The organism is Geodermatophilus sp. SYSU D00663 (assembly GCF_054050655.1).
On record NZ_JBJGZT010000024.1, the window covers coordinates 1 to 17,630 of the forward strand.

General features: G+C 75.0%; 19 protein-coding genes. 6 read left to right on the forward strand and 13 right to left on the reverse strand.

Annotated elements, in window-relative coordinates; genetic code table 11:
• Positions 1–94: 94 nt before the first annotated feature.
• Positions 95–343, reverse strand: coding sequence for a WhiB family transcriptional regulator (locus ACI79Z_RS17385; protein ID WP_387990201.1), 249 nt, complete (start codon positions 341–343; stop codon positions 95–97).
• Positions 344–647: 304 nt separating this feature from the next.
• A complete protein-coding gene (locus ACI79Z_RS17390; protein ID WP_387990198.1) occupies positions 648–1,670 on the reverse strand; it encodes a diacylglycerol/lipid kinase family protein in 1,023 nt (340 codons plus the stop codon).
• Positions 1,671–1,751: 81 nt separating this feature from the next.
• Between ACI79Z_RS17390 and ACI79Z_RS17395 the strand changes: the two genes are divergently transcribed.
• On the forward strand, positions 1,752–2,225 hold the full coding sequence (locus ACI79Z_RS17395) for a hypothetical protein (RefSeq protein WP_387990195.1): 474 nt from the start codon (positions 1,752–1,754) through the stop codon (positions 2,223–2,225).
• Between the two features lie 11 nt (positions 2,226–2,236).
• Here ACI79Z_RS17395 and ACI79Z_RS17400 read toward each other — a convergent pair whose 3' ends face one another.
• The 5 genes from ACI79Z_RS17400 to sodN form a co-directional block, all read right to left on the reverse strand.
• Complete coding sequence (locus ACI79Z_RS17400) at positions 2,237–3,022, reverse strand: HAD-IIA family hydrolase (protein WP_387990193.1); 786 nt, start codon at positions 3,020–3,022, stop codon at positions 2,237–2,239.
• Between the two features lie 4 nt (positions 3,023–3,026).
• On the reverse strand, positions 3,027–3,518 hold the full coding sequence (locus ACI79Z_RS17405) for a GNAT family N-acetyltransferase (protein WP_387990190.1): 492 nt from the start codon (positions 3,516–3,518) through the stop codon (positions 3,027–3,029).
• Complete coding sequence (pssA, locus tag ACI79Z_RS17410; protein WP_456903352.1) at positions 3,515–4,345, reverse strand: CDP-diacylglycerol--serine O-phosphatidyltransferase; 831 nt, start codon at positions 4,343–4,345, stop codon at positions 3,515–3,517. Before pssA ends, ACI79Z_RS17405 begins: the two co-directional genes overlap by 4 nt.
• Positions 4,346–4,355: 10 nt before the next feature.
• A complete protein-coding gene (locus ACI79Z_RS17415) occupies positions 4,356–5,045 on the reverse strand; it encodes a phosphatidylserine decarboxylase (protein WP_387990184.1) in 690 nt (229 codons plus the stop codon).
• 241 nt (positions 5,046–5,286) lie between these two features.
• A complete protein-coding gene (gene sodN / locus ACI79Z_RS17420) occupies positions 5,287–5,691 on the reverse strand; it encodes a superoxide dismutase, Ni (RefSeq protein WP_456903353.1) in 405 nt (134 codons plus the stop codon).
• Positions 5,692–5,741: 50 nt separating this feature from the next.
• Between sodN and ACI79Z_RS17425 the strand changes: the two genes are divergently transcribed.
• On the forward strand, positions 5,742–6,107 hold the full coding sequence (locus tag ACI79Z_RS17425) for a S24 family peptidase (protein WP_456903354.1): 366 nt from the start codon (positions 5,742–5,744) through the stop codon (positions 6,105–6,107).
• Here the strand turns inward: ACI79Z_RS17425 and ACI79Z_RS17430 are convergent.
• On the reverse strand, positions 6,104–6,709 hold the full coding sequence (locus tag ACI79Z_RS17430) for a dTDP-4-dehydrorhamnose 3,5-epimerase family protein (RefSeq protein ID WP_387990178.1): 606 nt from the start codon (positions 6,707–6,709) through the stop codon (positions 6,104–6,106). The two genes, ACI79Z_RS17425 and ACI79Z_RS17430, sit on opposite strands and share 4 nt — an antisense overlap.
• Before the next feature lie 82 nt (positions 6,710–6,791).
• Here ACI79Z_RS17430 and ACI79Z_RS17435 point away from each other — a divergent pair, with 82 nt between their 5' ends.
• The gene (locus ACI79Z_RS17435) at positions 6,792–7,985 is read left to right on the forward strand and encodes an NAD(P)-dependent malic enzyme (protein WP_456903355.1); all 1,194 of its coding nucleotides are present in this window, start codon (positions 6,792–6,794) and stop codon (positions 7,983–7,985) included.
• On the opposite strand, the gene ACI79Z_RS17440 is transcribed toward ACI79Z_RS17435, so the two are convergent.
• Positions 7,975–9,426: a pyridoxal phosphate-dependent decarboxylase family protein gene (locus ACI79Z_RS17440; RefSeq protein WP_456903356.1), complete on the reverse strand. Its 1,452-nt coding sequence runs from the start codon at positions 9,424–9,426 to the stop codon at positions 7,975–7,977. The genes ACI79Z_RS17435 and ACI79Z_RS17440 overlap by 11 nt on opposite strands.
• The gene (locus ACI79Z_RS17445) at positions 9,423–10,763 is read right to left on the reverse strand and encodes an MFS transporter (RefSeq protein ID WP_456903357.1); all 1,341 of its coding nucleotides are present in this window, start codon (positions 10,761–10,763) and stop codon (positions 9,423–9,425) included. Before ACI79Z_RS17445 ends, ACI79Z_RS17440 begins: the two co-directional genes overlap by 4 nt.
• 140 nt (positions 10,764–10,903) lie before the next feature.
• On the opposite strand from ACI79Z_RS17445, the gene ACI79Z_RS17450 reads away from it, so the two are divergent.
• From ACI79Z_RS17450 to ACI79Z_RS17460, 3 genes are all read left to right on the forward strand, one after another.
• A complete protein-coding gene (locus ACI79Z_RS17450) occupies positions 10,904–11,062 on the forward strand; it encodes a hypothetical protein (protein WP_456903358.1) in 159 nt (52 codons plus the stop codon).
• Positions 11,063–11,065: 3 nt separating this feature from the next.
• Positions 11,066–11,338: a hypothetical protein gene (locus tag ACI79Z_RS17455; protein WP_456903359.1), complete on the forward strand. Its 273-nt coding sequence runs from the start codon at positions 11,066–11,068 to the stop codon at positions 11,336–11,338.
• Positions 11,339–12,088: 750 nt separating this feature from the next.
• On the forward strand, positions 12,089–12,724 hold the full coding sequence (locus tag ACI79Z_RS17460) for a maleylpyruvate isomerase family mycothiol-dependent enzyme (RefSeq protein ID WP_456903360.1): 636 nt from the start codon (positions 12,089–12,091) through the stop codon (positions 12,722–12,724).
• Between the two features lie 90 nt (positions 12,725–12,814).
• On the opposite strand, the gene ACI79Z_RS17465 is transcribed toward ACI79Z_RS17460, so the two are convergent.
• The 3 genes from ACI79Z_RS17465 to ACI79Z_RS17475 all read right to left on the reverse strand — a co-directional run bounded on the left by ACI79Z_RS17465 (position 12,815) and on the right by ACI79Z_RS17475 (position 17,629).
• Entirely contained in the window at positions 12,815–13,528 is a 714-nt protein-coding gene (locus ACI79Z_RS17465; RefSeq protein ID WP_387990160.1) for a metal-dependent hydrolase, read from the reverse strand.
• A gap of 128 nt (positions 13,529–13,656) precedes the next feature.
• On the reverse strand, positions 13,657–13,845 hold the full coding sequence (locus ACI79Z_RS17470) for a DUF6104 family protein (protein WP_387990157.1): 189 nt from the start codon (positions 13,843–13,845) through the stop codon (positions 13,657–13,659).
• Between the two features lie 7 nt (positions 13,846–13,852).
• Positions 13,853–17,629: a multifunctional oxoglutarate decarboxylase/oxoglutarate dehydrogenase thiamine pyrophosphate-binding subunit/dihydrolipoyllysine-residue succinyltransferase subunit gene (locus ACI79Z_RS17475; protein WP_456903361.1), complete on the reverse strand. Its 3,777-nt coding sequence runs from the start codon at positions 17,627–17,629 to the stop codon at positions 13,853–13,855.
• Position 17,630: the final 1 nt, after the last annotated feature.

A 17,630-nucleotide genomic window follows, 5' to 3' on the forward strand; every position in this document is an offset into this window, starting at 1 on the left:
GCGGCCGTCTACATCCCGGCCCGCGAGCCGGGCCCCCCCGGGGGTCACCGCCCACCCGCCGTTGCTCGGCCGGCGGGTGCCGGCAACTGCTGTGTCAGGCGCGGACGCGGGTGCGGGACTGACGGCGCTTGAGAGCACGCCGCTCGTCCTCGGACAGCCCGCCCCACACGCCGGAGTCCTGACCCGAGCGCAGAGCCCAGTCGAGGCAGGACTCGACGACCGAGCAGCGACGGCAGACCGCCTTCGCCTGCTCGATCTGCACGAGGGCGGGGCCGGTCGTCCCGATGGGGAAGAACAGCTCCGGGTCCTCGTCCCGGCAGAGCGCGCGGTGGCGCCAGTCCATGTCTGTGCACTCCTCGGTGTCGACTACATTGCTCGCAGATCGCTGACATCGGGCCGCATGCGCGGGCGCGACACCGGTTGCCCAGCGCCTCGTTCCAGCGACCGCCCACCGCTTGTTACCGGCAGGTTGCGTTCCTCTCGCGATGTTTTCACCTGAGGAACTCGTGTCAAGCGCACCGGGGCCCTGGGTCGACCCCTCGTGAGCAAGCTCACCACGGGCGTGCTAGGGGCGCCACTCGGCGGCGCGGTGGTGCACGACACAGGTCCCGAGGCGTGTCCTCCGGGCGCCGTGGGGGTTCCGCGCGCTAGGCGATGACGGAGAGCGCCGACGGCACCGACCGCACGCGCAGCCCGGTCGCCGTCCCGAGGTGGTCGCCGTCGAGCTGCCAGCCCTGCGGGCGCGACGCCCGCAGCTCGAAGCCGGCCAGGTCGTGCAGGCGGTGCACGCCGCGGCCGCGCGCGTCGGGGCGGCGGGCCAGCACCTGCCGGGTGGTGTGCAGCATCCGCAGCACGCCCATCCGGCCCAGGGCGAACACGTCGAGGCCCGCCTCGAAGGAGGCCTCGGGGCTCGGGTTGACCGGCCGGGAGCCCAGGTAGGTCCACGGGCTGACGTTCGACACCAGGCAGAGGAACAGCCCGTCGAGGTCGGGCGAGCCCGGGACGCACAGCGTCACGGCGGGACGGCGGCGCTCGCGGCCGAGGACGAACGCGCGGGTGGCCTCCCGGACGTAGAGCGCCCCGGTGGAGCGGCGGCCGCGCGCCCGCTGCGCCTCCACCCGGGCGATGACGTCGGCGTCGAAGCCCAGGCCGGCGGCGAAGACGAACCAGCGCGGGTCGGTCCAGCCGGGGTCGGCCGCGGCGTCGACCTCGGCGACGGCGGTTGCGACGCCCGGGTCGACCCCGCGCGCGGGCGCGGTGCTGGTGCCGGTGGCGCTGGCGGTGCCGAGGGAGACGCGGCGGGTGCGCCCGGCGCGCAGCGAGTCGAGGATCTCGCCGGTGGCCTCGACCGGGTCGCGGGAGCGGCCCAGGGCCCGGGAGAAGACGTTGGTCGAGCCGCCGGGGACGACGGCCAGCGTCGGCACGTGCTCACCCGGCCCGTCGGCCAGCAGGCCGTTGACCACCTCGTTGACGGTGCCGTCCCCGCCGAGCGCGACGACGACGTCGATCCCGTCGGCCAGCGCCTGCCGGCCCAGCTCCCGGGCGTGCCCGCGGTGGGTCGTCTCGGCGAGGTCCACCTTGAGCTCGCTGGCCAGCGCGCCGACCAGCACGTCCCGGACCCGCCCGGTGGTCGTCGTCGCCGCGGGGTTGGCCACCACGAGCGCACGCATGGGGTCAGGCTAGCCAGCACCCGGCCGCCCGACGGGCACGGACGGGGCCTCGCGTGACCGGTGACGCGTAGCCTCGCTCCTGTGACGGACGAGGACGCGACCCGCCGCCCCAGCCGGGCCGAGCGGCTCCTCGGCGGCGCTGCGCAGCCCTCCGCCCGACCGCCGCGGCCGGGTCGGCCGGAGGCCCCGCCCGCGGTCGTCCGGGCGGCGCTGGTGGCCGCGATCGAGGCGGCCCTGCTGATCGGCGGGGCGCTGGTCATCCTGTGGCTGACCCTCACCAGCGACCCCGACAGCGTGGCCCGCGCGCTGGCCGAGGTGGTCTACGTCGGCATCTTCGGCGCCGTCCTGGCCGCGGCCGCCGTGGGCCTGCGGCGGCTGTCGGGGTGGGCGCGGGGACCGGTCGTCGTCCTGCAGATCCTGCTCGGTCTGTTCGGCTACAGCACCGCGTTCCCCGGCGGCCAGCCGCTGCTGGGCATCCCGCTGATCGTGCTGGCGGTCGCCGAGCTGTACCTGCTGTTCACGCCCGAGGCGCGGCTGGCCTTCCTGGACCGCTAGACGACCGGGCGCTAGACCACGAGGTCGACGACGTCGGCGATCGAGTCGAGGACCCGGCTGGGCCGGAACGGGAAGCGGCCGACGTCGGCGGCGGTGGTCGAGCCGGTGAGCACGAGGATCGTCTCCAGGCCCGCCTCGATGCCGGCGACGACGTCGGTGTCCATCCGGTCGCCGATCATCACCGTGCTCTCCGAGTGCGCGTCGATCCGGTTCATCGCGCTGCGGAACATCATCGGGTTGGGCTTGCCGACGAAGTAGGGCTTGGCGCCGGTCGCCTCGGTGATCATCGCGGCGACCGACCCGGTGGCCGGCAGCGGCCCCTCCGGCGAGGGCCCGGTGACGTCGGGGTTGGTGGCGATGAACCGCGCGCCGGTGCCGATCAGCCGGATCGCCCGGGTGATCGCCTCGAACGAGTAGGTGCGGGTCTCGCCGAGGACGACGAAGTCCGGGTCGGTGTCGGTGAGGGTGTAGCCGGCCTCGTACAGGGCGGTGGTCAGCCCCGCCTCGCCGATGACGTAGGCCGAGCCACCGGGCAGCTGGGTGGACAGGAAGTCCGCCGTCGCCAGGGCCGAGGTCCAGATGGAGGTCTCGGGCACCTGCAGGCCCGAGCGCGACAGCCGGGCGGACAGGTCGCGCGGGGTGAAGATCGAGTTGTTGGTCAGGACGAGGAAGCGGCGGTCCTGGTCCACCAGCCGGGCGAGGAACTCGGCGGCGCCCGGGAGGGCCTGGCCCTCGTGCACGAGGACGCCGTCCATGTCGGTCAGCCAGCACTCCGCGGGGCCGCGCTCGATGGTCACCGCGTCAGCCTGCCGCATCGCGCCGGTCGGCCGCGAAACCGGCCAGTGCCCGGTCGGTGAGCCGGAACACCGTCCACTCGTCCATGGGGACCGCGCCGGCGGCCCGGTAGAACGCGATCGAGGGCTCGTTCCAGTCGAGCACCGACCACTCCAGCCGGTCGTAGCCGCGCTCGACGCAGGTGGCGGCCAGGGTGCGCAGCAGCTCCCGGCCGAGGCCGCTGCCGCGGTGCCGCGGCTGCACGTAGAGGTCCTCGAGGTAGATCCCGTGCGTGCCGCGCCAGGTGGAGAAGTTGAGGAACCACAGCGCGGTCCCGACGACGGCGCCGTCGCGCTCGGCGACGTGCCCGAACAGCGCGGGGGAGTCGCCGAACAGCGCGGTGTGCAGCTGCTCCTCGGTGAGCCGCACCTCGTGCGCCGCCTTCTCGTACTCGGCGAGCTCGCGCACCAGGCCGACCACGGCGGGGACGTCGTCGGGACGGATCGGGCGGACCGTCACGTCAGCACCTCACGGAGGCGGGCCGGCACCAGCCGGGCGAGGGGGGACAGCAGGGGGACCAGGACCGGCGCCAGCAGGTAGCCGTAGGCGAGCACGCAGCCGGTGACGACGGGGACGGTGGCGAAGCCGATCACCAGCGCGACCGCCGCGGCGACCAGGCCGTAGGGCCGGCCGCTCTTCGGGCTGACCAGCGAGCGGAACGAGCGGAACCGGACGGTGCTGACCATGAGCAGCGCCGGGACGGCCACGATGAGCAGCACCCACAGCCGGTCGCGGCCCTGCATCTGGTCGCCGAAGGCGAACACCGAGGCCAGCACGACGCCGGCCGCGCCGGGGCTGGGCATGCCGGTGAAGTACCGCTTGTCCGCCGTCGGGTCGATGGTGGTGTTGAAGCGGGCCAGCCGGATCGCGGCGCACGCCACCCAGAGGAAGCACACGACCCAGCCCAGCGGGTCCCACTCGTCGCGGCCCTCGGAGAACAGCGTGAACGCCAGCAGCGCGGGGGCCAGGCCGAAGGACACCAGGTCGGCCAGCGAGTCGAACTGCAGGCCGAAGGCGCTCACCGCGCCGACCAGCCGGGCGACGGCGCCGTCGGTGATGTCGAACAGCACCGACAGGCCGATGAGCACCGCGGCGAGCGTGTACTGGCCGCGGATGGACACGAGGATGGCGGCGAAGCCGCACATCATGTTGCCCAGGGTGAACAGGCTGGGCAGGGTCGCCAGCGCGCGCCGGCGGCTGCCGCGCACCGACCCGCGGACGAACTCGACCGTGGCCGTGCGCCGCGTGGGGGTCGGCCGCCCCTCTCCCGAGGCGGTACTGGGCACCGCGGGCCCCTCAGCGCGCGGCGGGCCAGCGGGCGATGACGGTCTCCCCGCCGCGCACCCGCTGCCCCTTCCGCACGGTGAGCGTGCAGCCGGCCGGGACGAAGACGTCCATCCGCGAGCCGAACTTCATCAGGCCGAAGCGCTCGCCGGTGGCCAGCCGCCGGCCGACGCCGGTGCGCGTGACGATGCGGCGGGCCAGCACGCCGACCAGCTGCCGGAAGACGACGGTGCGCTCGCCCTCCGGGTGGTCCTCGCGCAGCCACAGCTCGCTGCGCTCGTTGCGGTGCGCCGACTCGGCGCGGTAGGCGGCCAGGAAGCTGCCCTTGCGGTAGGAGCTCTCGACGACCTCGCCGCGGTAGGGCGAGCGGTTGACGTGCACGTCGACCACCGAGAGGAAGACGCTGACCTGCTGCCACCCGCCCTCGGGCTCGGGCTGGGGCGCGACCCCCTCCTGCGGCTCGCCGGCGACCATCACCACGCCGTCGGCGGGGGAGAGGACGACGTCGGCCGGCGGCTCCTCGCGGTCGCAGGCGCGCTCGGGGTCGCGGAAGAACAGGACCATGTAGGCCGACAGGGCGAGGAACGGCCACGCGGCGAGCCGCGCCCAGCGGCGCCCGCGGGCCGCGCCGGCAGCGGCCAGCAGCGCGGCCGGGGCCAGGGGTCCGGTGATGAAGGGCCACCCGGCCCGGTCGATGCGCATCGAGGTCCGACGGTACCGGGGGCGGCCGGGCGGCCCGTCCACCCGCCGGGGAGGCCGGTGGGCGGGTCGCGGCGTCGGCTCGCGGGAGTGGCGACGTCGACCGGCCGTCGGGACCGGCCCCTCGTCCGGTCCGGGGGTGGCGGCGTGCGGACCGGCGGGCGCGACGGGACCCGTCGCGTCCCGGGGACGGCGACGGCCGGTGGGCGGGGTGCCCACCGGCCGTCGGGTCCTGCTGCGCGACTCAGGCCGCGGCCTTGGTCTCCCAGAAGATCCGGTCGATCTCGGCGATGTAGTCGAGGAGCTTCTGGCCCTCGGCCGGGTCCATGCTGCCCTTGCCGCCCGCGGCGCCGGCCTGCTTGGTGGCCTTGTTGAACAGCTCGTGCAGCTGCGGGTACTTCTCGAAGTGCGGCGGCTTGAAGTAGTCGGTCCACAGGACCCACAGGTGGTGCTTCACCAGGTCCGAGCGCTGCTCCTTGATGAGCACGCAGCGCTGCTTGAAGACCTCGTCGTCGCTGGCCTGGTACTTCTCCTGGATGGCCTTGACGGACTCCGCCTCGATGCGGGCCTGGGCCGGGTCGTACACGCCGCACGGGAGGTCGCAGTGCGCGGTGGCCTCCATGGCGGCGAACACGCGGCTGAGCAGCATGTGCCTACCTCCGATGTCGCGGGATCTGGTCGTCTGCGACCCTACTCGCGGTGATCACCCCTCACACGGGCGAGCGTCCCGTCCCGCCGCTGCCCGCGGTGTGGGTCCTCGCGCGGGTCACCGGCCCCTCGATGACGCCGACGGTCCGGCACGGTGACCGGCTGCTGGTCCGCCGGCTGCGGCGCGGCCGGGCCCGGGTGGGCGACGTCGTGCTGGCCCGTTTCCCGGCCCGCCCGGACCTGCTGGTGGTCAAGCGGGTGCACCGGCTGCTCGACGGCGGCGCCGTCGACGTCCGCGGGGACAACCCGCTGGTGACCGACGACAGCCGGGCCTACGGGCCCGCGGTCGCCGTGGGGCGGGTCGTCCTCCGGCTGCACCCGCGCCCCGGCCGGCTGGCCGCGGCCCCAGCCGGCTAGGCGCCGGCGCGCCGCTGCGCGTACCAGGCGCGGCACTCCTCCATCGTCGGCAGGATGCCCTGCTCGCGGGCCTGCGCCAGGGTGGGCGCGGCCCGGTCCTTGTCCGAGAGCCGGACCTCGACGTCGTCCGGCCACGGCAGGCCGAGCTCGGGGTCCGTCGGCGAGACGCCGAACTCGCGGCCCGGGGAGTAGCCCGAGGAGACCAGGTAGGTGACCGACGAGCCGTCCTCGAGGGAGAGGAAGGCGTGGCCGAGGCCCTCGGCGAGGAAGACCGCGCGCGGCTGCTCCGCCTCGAGCAGGACGGCGTCGGAGACGCCGAAGGTGGGCGAGCCGACCCGGACGTCGACGACGACGTCGAGCACCCGTCCCGCCGGGCAGTACACGTACTTGGCCTGCCCCGGCGGCACGAGCGCGAAGTGCACGCCGCGCAGCACGCCGCGCGCCGAGACGCTGTGGTTGGCCTGGGCCAGCGGCAGCGCCCACCCGGTGGCGGCGGCGAGCACGTCGGCGCGGTACCACTCGGTGAACCGCCCCCGGTCGTCCCCGTGCGGCACCAGGTCGAGGACGTAGCTGTCCGGGACGGCGAGTTCTCGGATCTCCACGGGCGCACGGTAGCGAGCCCCCTGCCCCGCGCGCGGGTCGGCGGCCGGGCGACGGAGGTCACAGCACTACCCTGTCGAGGCCATGAGCGCAGCGACGGGCTCCGCCGGGGACAGTGCCGACCGCTTCAGCGGGGACGCGGCGTTCGCCGTGCACGAGGGCGGCAAGCTCGCGGTGCGCCCGACCCGGCCGATCGAGACCCGCGAGGACCTCGCGCTCACCTACACCCCGGGCGTCGCCCGCGTCTCGAGCGCGATCGCCGCGGAGCCCGCGCTGGCCCGCCGGTTCACCTGGGCCCCGCGGGTGGTCGCGGTGGTCTCCGACGGCACCGCCGTCCTGGGCCTGGGCGACATCGGCCCGGCCGCGGCACTGCCGGTGATGGAGGGCAAGGCCTGCCTGTTCAGCGAGTTCGCCGGGCTGTCGGCGGTGCCGATCGTGCTGTCGACCACCGACGTCGACGAGATCGTCGAGACCGTCGCCGCGATCGCGCCGTCGTTCGGCGGGATCAACCTCGAGGACATCAGCGCCCCGCGCTGCTTCGAGGTCGAGGACCGGCTGCGCGAGCGGCTCGACGTGCCGGTCATGCACGACGACCAGCACGGGACGGCGATCGTCGTGCTCGCCGCGCTGCGCAACGCCGCCCGGGTCACCGGCCGCACCCTGGCCGACCTGCGGGTGGTCGTGGCCGGCGCCGGCGCGGCGGGCATCGCCTGCACGAAGATCCTGCTCGGCGCCGGGGTCGGTGACATCTGCGTCGCCGACTCCCGCGGCGTGCTGCATCCCGGCCGCGAGGACCTGACGCCGGTGAAGCGCTGGGTCGCCGAGAACACCAACCGCTCGGGGTACGCGGGCACGATGACCGGCGCGCTCGAGGGTGCCGACGTCTACCTCGGCCTGTCCGGCGGCTCGGTGCCCGAGGCCGCTATCGCCTCGATGGCGCCCGGCTGCATCGTGTTCTCCCTGGCCAACCCGACGCCGGAGGTCGACCCGGAGATGGCCGCGCGCCACGCCGCCGTCGTCGCCACCGGGCGCAGCGACCTGCCCAACCAGATCAACAACGTGCTGGCCTTCCCCGGGGTGTTCCGCGGCGCCATCGACGCCGGCGCGACGGCCATCACCGAGGAGATGAAGCTGGCCGCCGCCGAGGCGATCGCCGGCGTCGTCGGCGACGACCTCGCGCCCGGCCACGTGGTGCCCAGCCCGCTGGACCGGCGGGTGGCCACCGCGGTCGCCGAGGCCGTGGCCGCCTGCGCCCGGGAGCAGGGCGTCACCCGCTGAGCGCCGCCCGGCGGGGCCGGTAGACCAGGTCGAGGACGCCGGCGAGCAGCCGCTCGGCCACCGGGCGGGGGAGGGCGGCCACCAGGGCGTGCACCGGCGCCATCCGCTCGGGCAGCCGGCCGCCTCCGACACCGGCGACCTCCAGCAGCGCGTCGACCTCGGCGACGGTGAGCGCCGCGGGGTCGATGGTGGCGGCCGCCGCCACCAGGTCCGGGTCGGCCACCGGCGGGGGCAGCGCCGCGGCCGCCCGGGCGGCGTCGGCGAGGTCGGCGAGCAGGGCGTCCACCCGGCCGGCCGTGGCGCCGGTGACGGTGAGGTGCAGCGTGGCCGGCAGGTCCGCGCCGCCGGGCTGGGCGTACGGCGGCTGCGGCTGCAGCAGCCAGCCGCGGGCGGTGGCCTCGTCGGCGAGGTTGAGCACGTCGACGCCGTCCGGGCCGTCCTGCGCCAGCGCGACCAGCGTGGCCACCGGCGTCCCGACCACCCGCAGGCCGGGGATCGCCGCCGCGCCCTCGGCGAGCGCCACCGTGGCCGCCCGGGTGGCCCGCGCCAGGTCGGCGTAGCCGTCGCGGCCCAGCCACCGGTGCACCGCCCACGCGGCGGCCATCGGCCCGGCCGGGCGGGTGCCGGCCAGCGTCGGGTTGACCACCGGGTAGCCGGGCCAGCCGGCGGTGCTGAACCAGTGCCCCTGCCGCAGTTCGGGCTCGGCGGTGAGCAGCACCGAGACGCCCTTGGGCGCGTAGCCGTACTTGTGCAGGTCCACCGACAGCGAGGTCACGCCGGGCACCGACAGGTCGAAGGGCTCCGGGACGTCGTCGAGGAAGGGCAGCACCCAGCCGCCGATGCAGGCGTCGACGTGGCAGGGGACGCCCGCGGCGGCGGCCAGGGCCGCCACCTCGCCGACGGGGTCGAGCACGCCGTGCGGGTAGGACGGCGCGCTGACGGCGACCAGCGCGGTGCGGGCGTCGAGAGCGTCCGCCACCGCGGAGGGGAGCGCCCGGCAGGTGACGGGGTCGACGGCGACGTCGGCCACCTCGAGGTCGAACAGGTGCGCGGCCTTGCGGAACGCGGCGTGCGCGGTGACCGGCAGGACCAGCCGCGGCCGCCCGGTGCCGCCGCGCGCCCGCCACCGCTCGCGGGCGGCCAGCACCGCCAGCAGGCAGCTCTCGGTGCCGCCGCTGGTGACCGTGCCGACCGTCGCCGGCCCGCCGCCGAGCAGGTCGGCCGCCGCGCCCACCAGGTCGTCCTCGATGCGGGCGACGCTGGGGAAGGCGGTCGGGTCGAGCGCGTTGGTCCACTGGAACGCGGCCTGCGCGGCGGCGGCGAGGTCCTCGACGCCGGCCAGCCCGGAGTCGTAGACGTAGGCCATCGTCGAGCCCCCGTGGGTGGGCACGTCGCCGGCCTGCAGCGCGGTGAGCTCGGCCAGCACCTCCTGCGGCGTCACGCGGGGACCTCCTGGGGCCGGGCGGGGACGGGGTGGAGCCGGTAGCGGGCCAGCACCGGGAGGCTGGCCAGCACGAACAGCGCCGGGACGACGGTGAAGCCCAGCCGGACGGCGAGCACCGCGCCGCCGGACTGGACGGCGTCGCCGCCGGTGGAGGAGACGTAGCCGGCCGCGGCGAGCAGCAGCCCGAGCAGGCCCGGCCCGACGGCGAGGCCGAGCGTCTCGGCCGCCGTCCACACGCCGGTGAAGACGCCGGCCCGCCGGCGGCCGGAGGCGGCCTCGTCGGCGGCGACGACGTCGGGGAGCATCGCCAGCGGGAACATCTGCATGCCCGCGTAGCCGACCCCGACCAGCACGACCAGCGCGACGGCCGGCCCGGTGCCGCCGGTGCCGACCAGCGCGAGCGCCCCGGCCCCGGCCGCGAACAGCGCCGAGGACGTCAGCAGCCCGGTGCGCTTGCCCAGCCGCCGGCTCACCCGCAGCCACAGCGGCATGACGAGGATCGCCGGGCCCACCAGCGCGGCGAACAGCACCGAGCCGGCCGCGGCGTCGCCGAGCACGTGCTCGGAGTAGTAGGGGACGCCGGCGAGCATCACCCCGATCCCCAGCGCCTGGACGACGAAGCCGGTGAGCAGCACCCGGAACGGCCGGGACCGCCAGGCGACGACGAGCGTGGCGCCCAGGCGCCCCTCGCTCTCGACGCGGGTGAGGGTGGGCGCCCGCCGCGTGCCGGCCACGGCGCCGAGCATCCCGGCGGCCAGCAGCACCGCCACGAAGACCGCCATGGCCAGGTGCCCGGCTCGCCCGCCGCCGGCCAGGTCGACCACCGCGGGCGCGCCGGCGCCGGCGAGCAGGATGCCCAGCGCCAGCGCGGCCACCCGCCAGGACATGAGCGTCGACCGCTCGCCGGGGTCGTCGGTGATCTCGGCCGGCTGGGCCACGTAGGGCACCTGGAAGCAGCCGTAGGCGGTCGCGGCGAGCAGGAAGGTGACCGCCACCCACGCCGCGGCCGCCGCGGGCGGGGCGCCGGGGCCGGCGAACACGAGGACGAACAGCGGCGGCAGGGCGAGCCCGCCGGCCAGCATCCACGGCCGGCGCGGCCCCCAGCGGCCCGCCGTCCGGTCCGAGCGGCTGCCGACCCACGGGTTGAGCAGCACGTCCCAGGCCTTGGGGGCGAACACCACCAGCCCGGCCAGCCCGGCGGCGACGCCCAGCTCGTCGGTCAGGTAGTGGAGCAGCAGCAGGCCGGGCACCGTGCCGAAGGCCGCCGTCCCGATCGAGCCGAGGGCGTAGCCGAGGTGGGTGCCCCGGGACAGGCGCGGTGCGACGGCGGTCACAGCGGGGGACCGTAGCCGCCGTCGGCGCGGCACGGTCTCGGAACCCTCCCCGGGTTCCACCGATGAGGGACGGGCCGCAGGGCGGTCCTCCCCGTGTGGCCCGGCGACGGTGCCCGGCCCCGCCCACCCAGGAGGCGACCATGGACCCCGACCCGAGCACCCCCACCGCCCCCGAGGCCCGCACGGCGGCGCTGCGCAGCCTCGACCGGCTCGTCGGCACCTGGACCGTCTCGGGCCCCGGCGGCCCGCGCGGGGAGGTCCGCTACGAGTGGATGGACGGCGGCAACTGGCTGGTCTAGCACGTGGACCTGCGCGGCGACGACCCCACCCGCGGGGTGGAGTACATCGGCTGGGACGAGGCCGCCGGCGAGCTGCGCTCGCACTACTTCGGAGCCGGCGGGGAGCTGCTCGAGTACACCTACCGGGTCGGGGACGACGTCCTCCGGATCTGGTTCGGCGGCACCGACTCCCCGGCCCGCTACGAGGGGCGCTGGAGCCCCGACGGCACGGTCAACGAGGGCGCCTGGCGCTGGCCCGGCGGCGGCTACGAGTCCACGATGACGCGCGCCGGCTGACCTCGGCCCGGCACAACCCCCGCGCGGGCCCCGGGCTGCTCCGGGGAGGTCGCGGGCGGCCGGGCCACGGTCGGACGTCAGCGCCGTCCGGCCACCCGCGGAGCCAGCGCGCCCCGGGCGGCCTGCGCCTCCGCCGTCCGCGCCTGCCCGGCCGCCGGCGCGCCCTGGGCGTCCCACCGGGCACCGAGGCTCGCGCCACCCGGGGCGCGAGCACGCCGACCGCCGCGATCGGCGCCCACACGGGGTCCACCGGCCACGGGCTGGTCACCCACGCCGACCGCGGCGCGGCGGGCCGGGGCCCACGCGGCCGCCAGCAGCACCGGGCACCGGAGGCGGCGAGCCAGGCGACGCAGCCGTGGGACGCGACGACCAGCAGCAGCGCCCGGTCCCACCGCAGTCGCCGGGGCCGCCATGGGAGCCGGCCCGTGTCGACGCCCGTCCACAGCGCCGCGGCGACCGCCCGCAGCGCGCGGGCGAGCAGCGGCTGCCACCAGCGGGGTGCGGTGCGGACGTCGGCCATCGCCGCCGGATGCCAGGACCCCGCGACGGCAGCCGGGAGTCAGCCGAGCCCGAGTTCGGCAGCAAGGTGTGCCAGATGTGCGTGAGTCCGTGCGTGGCGCGGCCGGTACGGATCCCCTGTACGGGTGAGACTCGGCGCCAGCGATGACTCCTGGCACCGACGGCCGTCCTTCCCCTGGACGGCGAGGACCCGGCGTCGGCGGGCCGGCAAGGGCAACGAGAGGGATCCAGGTGACCGAGATCCAGCAGGACGTGGACGCGCGCGTCCAGACCGAGCGCACCCGACTGCTCCACGTGCTCGACGGGCTCGACGAGGAGCAGTGGGACACCCCCAGCCTGTGCGCCGGCTGGGCGGTGCGAGACCTCGTCGTGCACCTGCTCATGCCGTACGAGCTCTCGGCACCCCGGTTCCTGCTGATGATGCTGCGCGCCAGGTTCGACTTCGACCGCGCCGCCGACCGCTGGGCGACCACGGACACACGGACACCGGCCGAGGTGGTCGCCGGCCTGCGGAAGACCGAGCACCGCACCTTCTCCGTGCCCGGCGCACCCGTCGAGGCGCCGCTGAGTCACCTGGTCATCCACGCCCAGGACGTCTACCGGCCGCTCGGGGTGCCATCCCCGACCGACCCGGAGAACGCCCGGGTCGCCCTCGAGCAGCTGACCAGCCCCCGCGCCCGTCGCTCGCTGCCGCCGGGCATCCTCGACGGGCTGGCGTTCTCGGCCACCGACACCGACTGGCACTACGGCGAGGGCGCCCAGGTCTCCGGACCGGCCACCGCGCTCCTCACCACCCTCTCCGGCCGAACCGCCGCCCTGCCCGAGCTCGCCGGTGCGGGCGTGGCAGACGTGCGAGCGCGCCTGTAGCCGCCGGGCGCGAGAGCGCCAACGCGCACCACACCGCTCACATCGGGGTAGCCGCACTCACGCACAGAGGATCACACCCTGCTGCCGAGCTCAGCCGAGGCTGAGCAGGTCGGTCAGGTAGGGGTCCACGGTCTCGCGGACGCCGGTGTTGGCGTAGACGAACCACACCGCGACGCCGAGGAACAGCGGCGCCAGCACCGCCTTCTCCAGCGTCGTCCCGGTGCGCATCGGGGTGAGTGCGAGCCGCCGCCGCTTGGCCAGCCACAGCACCGGCAGCGGCACGCCCTGCCTGGTGATCAGGTCGCCCGCGATGTGGGTCAGGACGCCGAGCCCCACCGCGTAGGGCAGCCACGTCGGTTGCGGGCTGTGCGCCAGCAGCAGCCAGGCGCCGCCGAAGGAGAGCAGCAGGTTGCCGACGACGGTGTTCTCCGCCCGGCCGGGGATGACGAAGTGCAGCGCCCGCAGCGCCAGCCCGATCCCGAGCGCCATGACCACGAGGCTGGCCCAGAACAGGTTCGCCGCGGCCAGCGCGAGCGCGCCGAAGGCCAGCGGCGCCAGGACGGCGTCGTGGGTGCCCCAGCGGTGCCCGCCGGCCAGCCGGCCGATCGCGCCGGAGGGCACGTCGGTCACCGGCCCCCACATGTCCGAGACCGTGGAGCCGGTGTGGTCGAGGTCGGGCAGCATGGCGAACCCGCCGACGGCGGCGACCCACGCGACCTGGGCGACGGTGCCCTCGACGGGCGCCCAGGGCAGGGTCGCCGCCCCGGCCGCGAGTCCGGACAGGGCGTGCGAGTGACCGAGCACGGACACAGCGTGCCGTCGTCCGCGGCCCGGCCGGCGCAGGCGCGCTCCGGAGACGACGAGATCGGCGGTCCCGCCGCCTCCGGGTGGCCGGAGCGGGCGGGACCGCCGATCTCGTGAGGGTCCTTCGTCTAGTCGAGGTCGTCGACGTCGTCGGTGCCGCCGCGCGCCAGCCACGTGGCCAGCCGCTCGACCGGCACCTCGAAGTCGGGGTGCTGGTCGACGAAGGCCCGCAGCTGGTCGGCCAGCCAGGCGAGGGTCACCTGCTCCTCGCCGCGCCGGTCGGCCAGCTCCTCCAGCCCGCGGTCGGTGAAGTACACGCCGGGCTCAGTCCGCGAAGGCGCTCGCGATGAGCTCCTTCTGCTCCACCTCGTGGACCTTCGCCGAGCCGACCGCCGGGCTGGCCGAGGCCTTCCGGCTGACCCGCCGCAGCGTCCGGCCGCCGAGGTGCTCGGGGAGGTTGAGCGCCATGAACGACCAGGCGCCCATGTTCGCCGGCTCCTCCTGCACCCAGACCAGGTCCTGCGCGTTCGGGTAGCGGCCGACCGCCTCGGCGATCTGCTCGGCCGGCAGCGGGTAGAGCTGCTCGACCCGCAGGATCGCGGTGTCCGCGCGGCCCTCGCTCTCCCGCTGCGCGAACAGGTCGTAGGCGACCTTGCCGCTGCACAGCAGCACCCGGCGCACCGCGGCGTCGTCGAGCGGCTCGCCGCCGACACCCGGGTCGCCGAGCACCGGGCGGAAGCCCTCGTCGGTGAAGTCCGCGACCGGGCTGACCGCCGCCTTGGCCCGCAGCAGCGACTTCGGCGTGAACACGACCAGCGGCCGGTGCACGTCGGAGAGCGCCTGCCGGCGCAGCAGGTGGAAGTAGTTGCCCGGCGTCGAGCAGTTGGCGACGGTCATGTTGTTCTCGGCGCACAGCTGCAGGAACCGCTCGATGCGGCCGCTGGAGTGGTCCGGGCCCTGCCCCTCGAGGCCGTGCGGCAGCAGCATGGTCACGCCGGAGCGCTGGCCCCACTTGGCCTCGCCGGAGGAGATGAACTCGTCGATGACCATCTGCGCGCCGTCGACGAAGTCACCGAACTGGGCCTCCCAGAGGACCAGCGCCTTGGGGTTGGCCACCGAGTAGCCGTACTCGAAGCCCAGCGCCGCGTACTCGGACAGCAGCGAGTCGTAGACGAAGAACTTCGCCTGGTCCTCGGCAAGGTGCGCCAGCGGCGTGTACTCGGCGGCGGTCTCCCGGTCGATGAGCACCGAGTGGCGCTGCACGAACGTGCCGCGGCGGGAGTCCTGACCGGCCAGCCGCACCGGCACGCCCTGCATGAGCAGCGACCCGAAGGCCAGCAGCTCGCCCATCGCCCAGTCGATGCCGCCCTCGCTGACCATCGCCGCTCGCCGCTCGAGCAGCCGCTTGAGCTTGGGGTGCGGGGTGAAGTCCGGCGGCAGCGAGACGTGCGCGTCGCCGATCGCCTTCATCACCTCGGGGGTGATGGCGGTGGCGACGGCCGAGACCTGCTGGGCCGGCTGGTCCATGACCGGCTGCGGCTTCGGGGTCTCGGTCGCGTCGTGGGTCTCGGCGAAGGCCCGCTCCAGCTGGTCGCGGTAGTCCTTCAGGGCCTCCTCGGCCTCGGCCAGCGTGATGTCGCCGCGGCCGACCAGCGCCTCGGTGTACAGCTTCCGGACCGAGCGCTTGCGGTCGATGATGTCGTACATCAGCGGCTGGGTCATCGACGGGTCGTCGCCCTCGTTGTGCCCGCGGCGGCGGTAGCAGACCAGGTCGATGACGACGTCCTTCTTGAACGCCTGCCGGTACTCGACCGCCAGCCGGGCCACGCGCACGCACGCCTCGGGGTCGTCGCCGTTGACGTGGAAGACCGGCGCGTTGACCATCCGCGCGACGTCGGTCGAGTACAGGCTCGAGCGGGCCGCGGCCGGGCTGGTGGTGAAGCCGACCTGGTTGTTGATGACCACGTGCACGGTGCCGCCGGTGCGGTAGCCGCGCAGCTGGGACAGGTTCAGCGTCTCCTGGACGACGCCCTGGCCGGCGAAGGCGGAGTCGCCGTGCAGCAGGACCGGCAGGACGGTGAAGCCCTGCTCGCCCTTGTCGATCATGTCCTGCTTGGCGCGGGTGATGCCCTCGAGGACGGGGTTGACCGTCTCCAGGTGCGAGGGGTTGCTGGCCAGCGAGACGGCGATCTGGGCACCCGGCTTGAACGGGTTCTCGAAGGTGCCCTCGGCGCCGAGGTGGTACTTGACGTCGCCCGAGCCCTGGACCGTGCCGGGGTCGATGTTGCCCTCGAACTCGCCGAAGATCTTCGAGTAGCTCTTGCCGAGGACGTTGGCGAGCACGTTGAGCCGGCCGCGGTGGGCCATGCCGATCGCGACCTCGTCGAGGCCGTGGTCGGTGCCGGCGATGAGGACCTCGTCGAGGATCGGGATGACCGACTCGCCGCCCTCGAGGCTGAACCGCTTCTGGCCGACGTACTTGGTCTGCAGGAAGGTCTCGAACGCCTCAGCGGCGTTGAGCCGGCCGAGGATGTGCTTCTGCTTCTCCCGGTCGGGCTGCTCGGCCTTGAGCTCGATGCGCTTCTGCAGCCACTCGCGCTCCTCGGGGTCGGTGATGTGCATGTACTCCACGCCGACGGTGCGGCAGTAGGAGTTGCGCAGCACGCCGAGGATGTCGCGCAGCGGCATGACCTTCTCGCCGACGAACCCGCCGACGGGGAAGGGCCGGTCGAGGTCCCACAGCGTGAGGCCGTGCTGGAGGATGTCCAGGTCGGGGTGACTGCGGACCTTGAACTCGAGCGGGTCGGTGTCGGCCATGAGGTGGCCGTTGCGCCGGTAGGACTCGATGACCTCGATGACCCGGGCTTCCTTGTCGATCTGCCCCTCGCGGCTCACCCGCACGTCCGGCATCCAGCGCACCGGCTCGTAGGGGAGGCGCAGCGACCGGAAGACCTCGTCGTAGAAGCCGTCCTCGCCGAGCAGCAGCTGGTGCAGCCGGCGCAGGAAGTCACCGGACTCGGCGCCCTGGATGATCCGGTGGTCGTAGGTCGAGGTCAGCGTGATGATCTTCGAGACGCCGAGCTCGGTCAGCGCCTCGGGGCTCATCCCCTGGAACTCGGCCGGGTACTCCATCGCGCCGACGCCGATGATCGCGCCCTGGCCGGCGGTCAGCCGCGGCACCGAGTGGACGGTGCCGATCGTGCCGGGGTTGGTCAGGCTGATCGTGGTGCCGGAGAAGTCCTCGAGGGTCAGCTTGCCGGCGCGGGCGCGGCGGATGACGTCCTCGTAGGCGCCCCAGAACTGGGCGAAGTCCATCTGCTCGGCGGCCTTGATCGAGGCGACGACGAGCGAGCGGGAGCCGTCGGCCTTGGGCAGGTCGATGGCGAGGCCGAAGTTGACGTGCTCGGGCTGCACCAGGGTCGGCTTGCCGTCGACCTCGGCGAAGGCCGCGTTCATGTTCGGGAAGTCGTCCAGCGCCCGGACCAGCGCGTAGCCGATCAGGTGGGTGAACGAGACCTTCCCGCCGCGCGAGCGCTTCAGGTGGTTGTTGATGACGATGCGGTTGTCGGCCAGCAGCTTGGCCGGCACCGCCCGCACGCTCGTCGCCGTCGGCACGGTGAGCGAGGCGTTCATGTTCTTGACGACGCTGGCCGCCGCACCCCGCAGCGGGATCCGCTTCGGGCCGTCGGCGGCGGCCGGGGCGGGCCTGGCGGCGGGGGCGGGCTTCGCCGGGGCGGGCGCGGCCTTCGCCTTCTGGTCGGCGCGGTCGGCGGCCTGGTCGACCACGGTGGCCTCCGTGCGCTCGGGGACCGGGGTGGCGCGCGCCGGGGCCGGGGACGGCGCCGCGGGGGCGGTGGCCGGGGGAGCCGACGCGGCGGCGTCGGCGGCCGCGGGGCGCTCGGGGGCGGCCGCGGGGGCCGGCTGCGCGGCGGCGCCGTTGCCGGCGGGGGCCTGCTCACGGTCGTCGCTCGCGGCGACCGGGCTGCCCGGCCGGTAGTCGGCGAAGAAGTCGTGCCAGGCCTGGTCCACGCTGGACGGGTCGGCGAGGTACTGCTGGTACATCTCCTCGACCAGCCACTCGTTGGTGCCGAAGCCCGCCACC

Bases quoted from the DNA above. Each gene is read 5' to 3' on its own strand.
- sodN (WP_456903353.1), bottom strand. From the start codon at position 5,691: ATGCTGCTCAGCCGCGTGTTCGCCGCCATGGAGGCCACCGCGCACTGC.
- ACI79Z_RS17385 (WP_387990201.1), bottom strand. From the start codon at position 343: ATGGACTGGCGCCACCGCGCGCTCTGCCGGGACGAGGACCCGGAGCTG.
- ACI79Z_RS17415 (WP_387990184.1), bottom strand. From the start codon at position 5,045: ATGCGCATCGACCGGGCCGGGTGGCCCTTCATCACCGGACCCCTGGCC.
- ACI79Z_RS17450 (WP_456903358.1), top strand. From the start codon at position 10,904: ATGGACCCCGACCCGAGCACCCCCACCGCCCCCGAGGCCCGCACGGCG.
- ACI79Z_RS17435 (WP_456903355.1), top strand. From the start codon at position 6,792: ATGAGCGCAGCGACGGGCTCCGCCGGGGACAGTGCCGACCGCTTCAGC.
- ACI79Z_RS17390 (WP_387990198.1), bottom strand. From the start codon at position 1,670: ATGCGTGCGCTCGTGGTGGCCAACCCCGCGGCGACGACGACCACCGGG.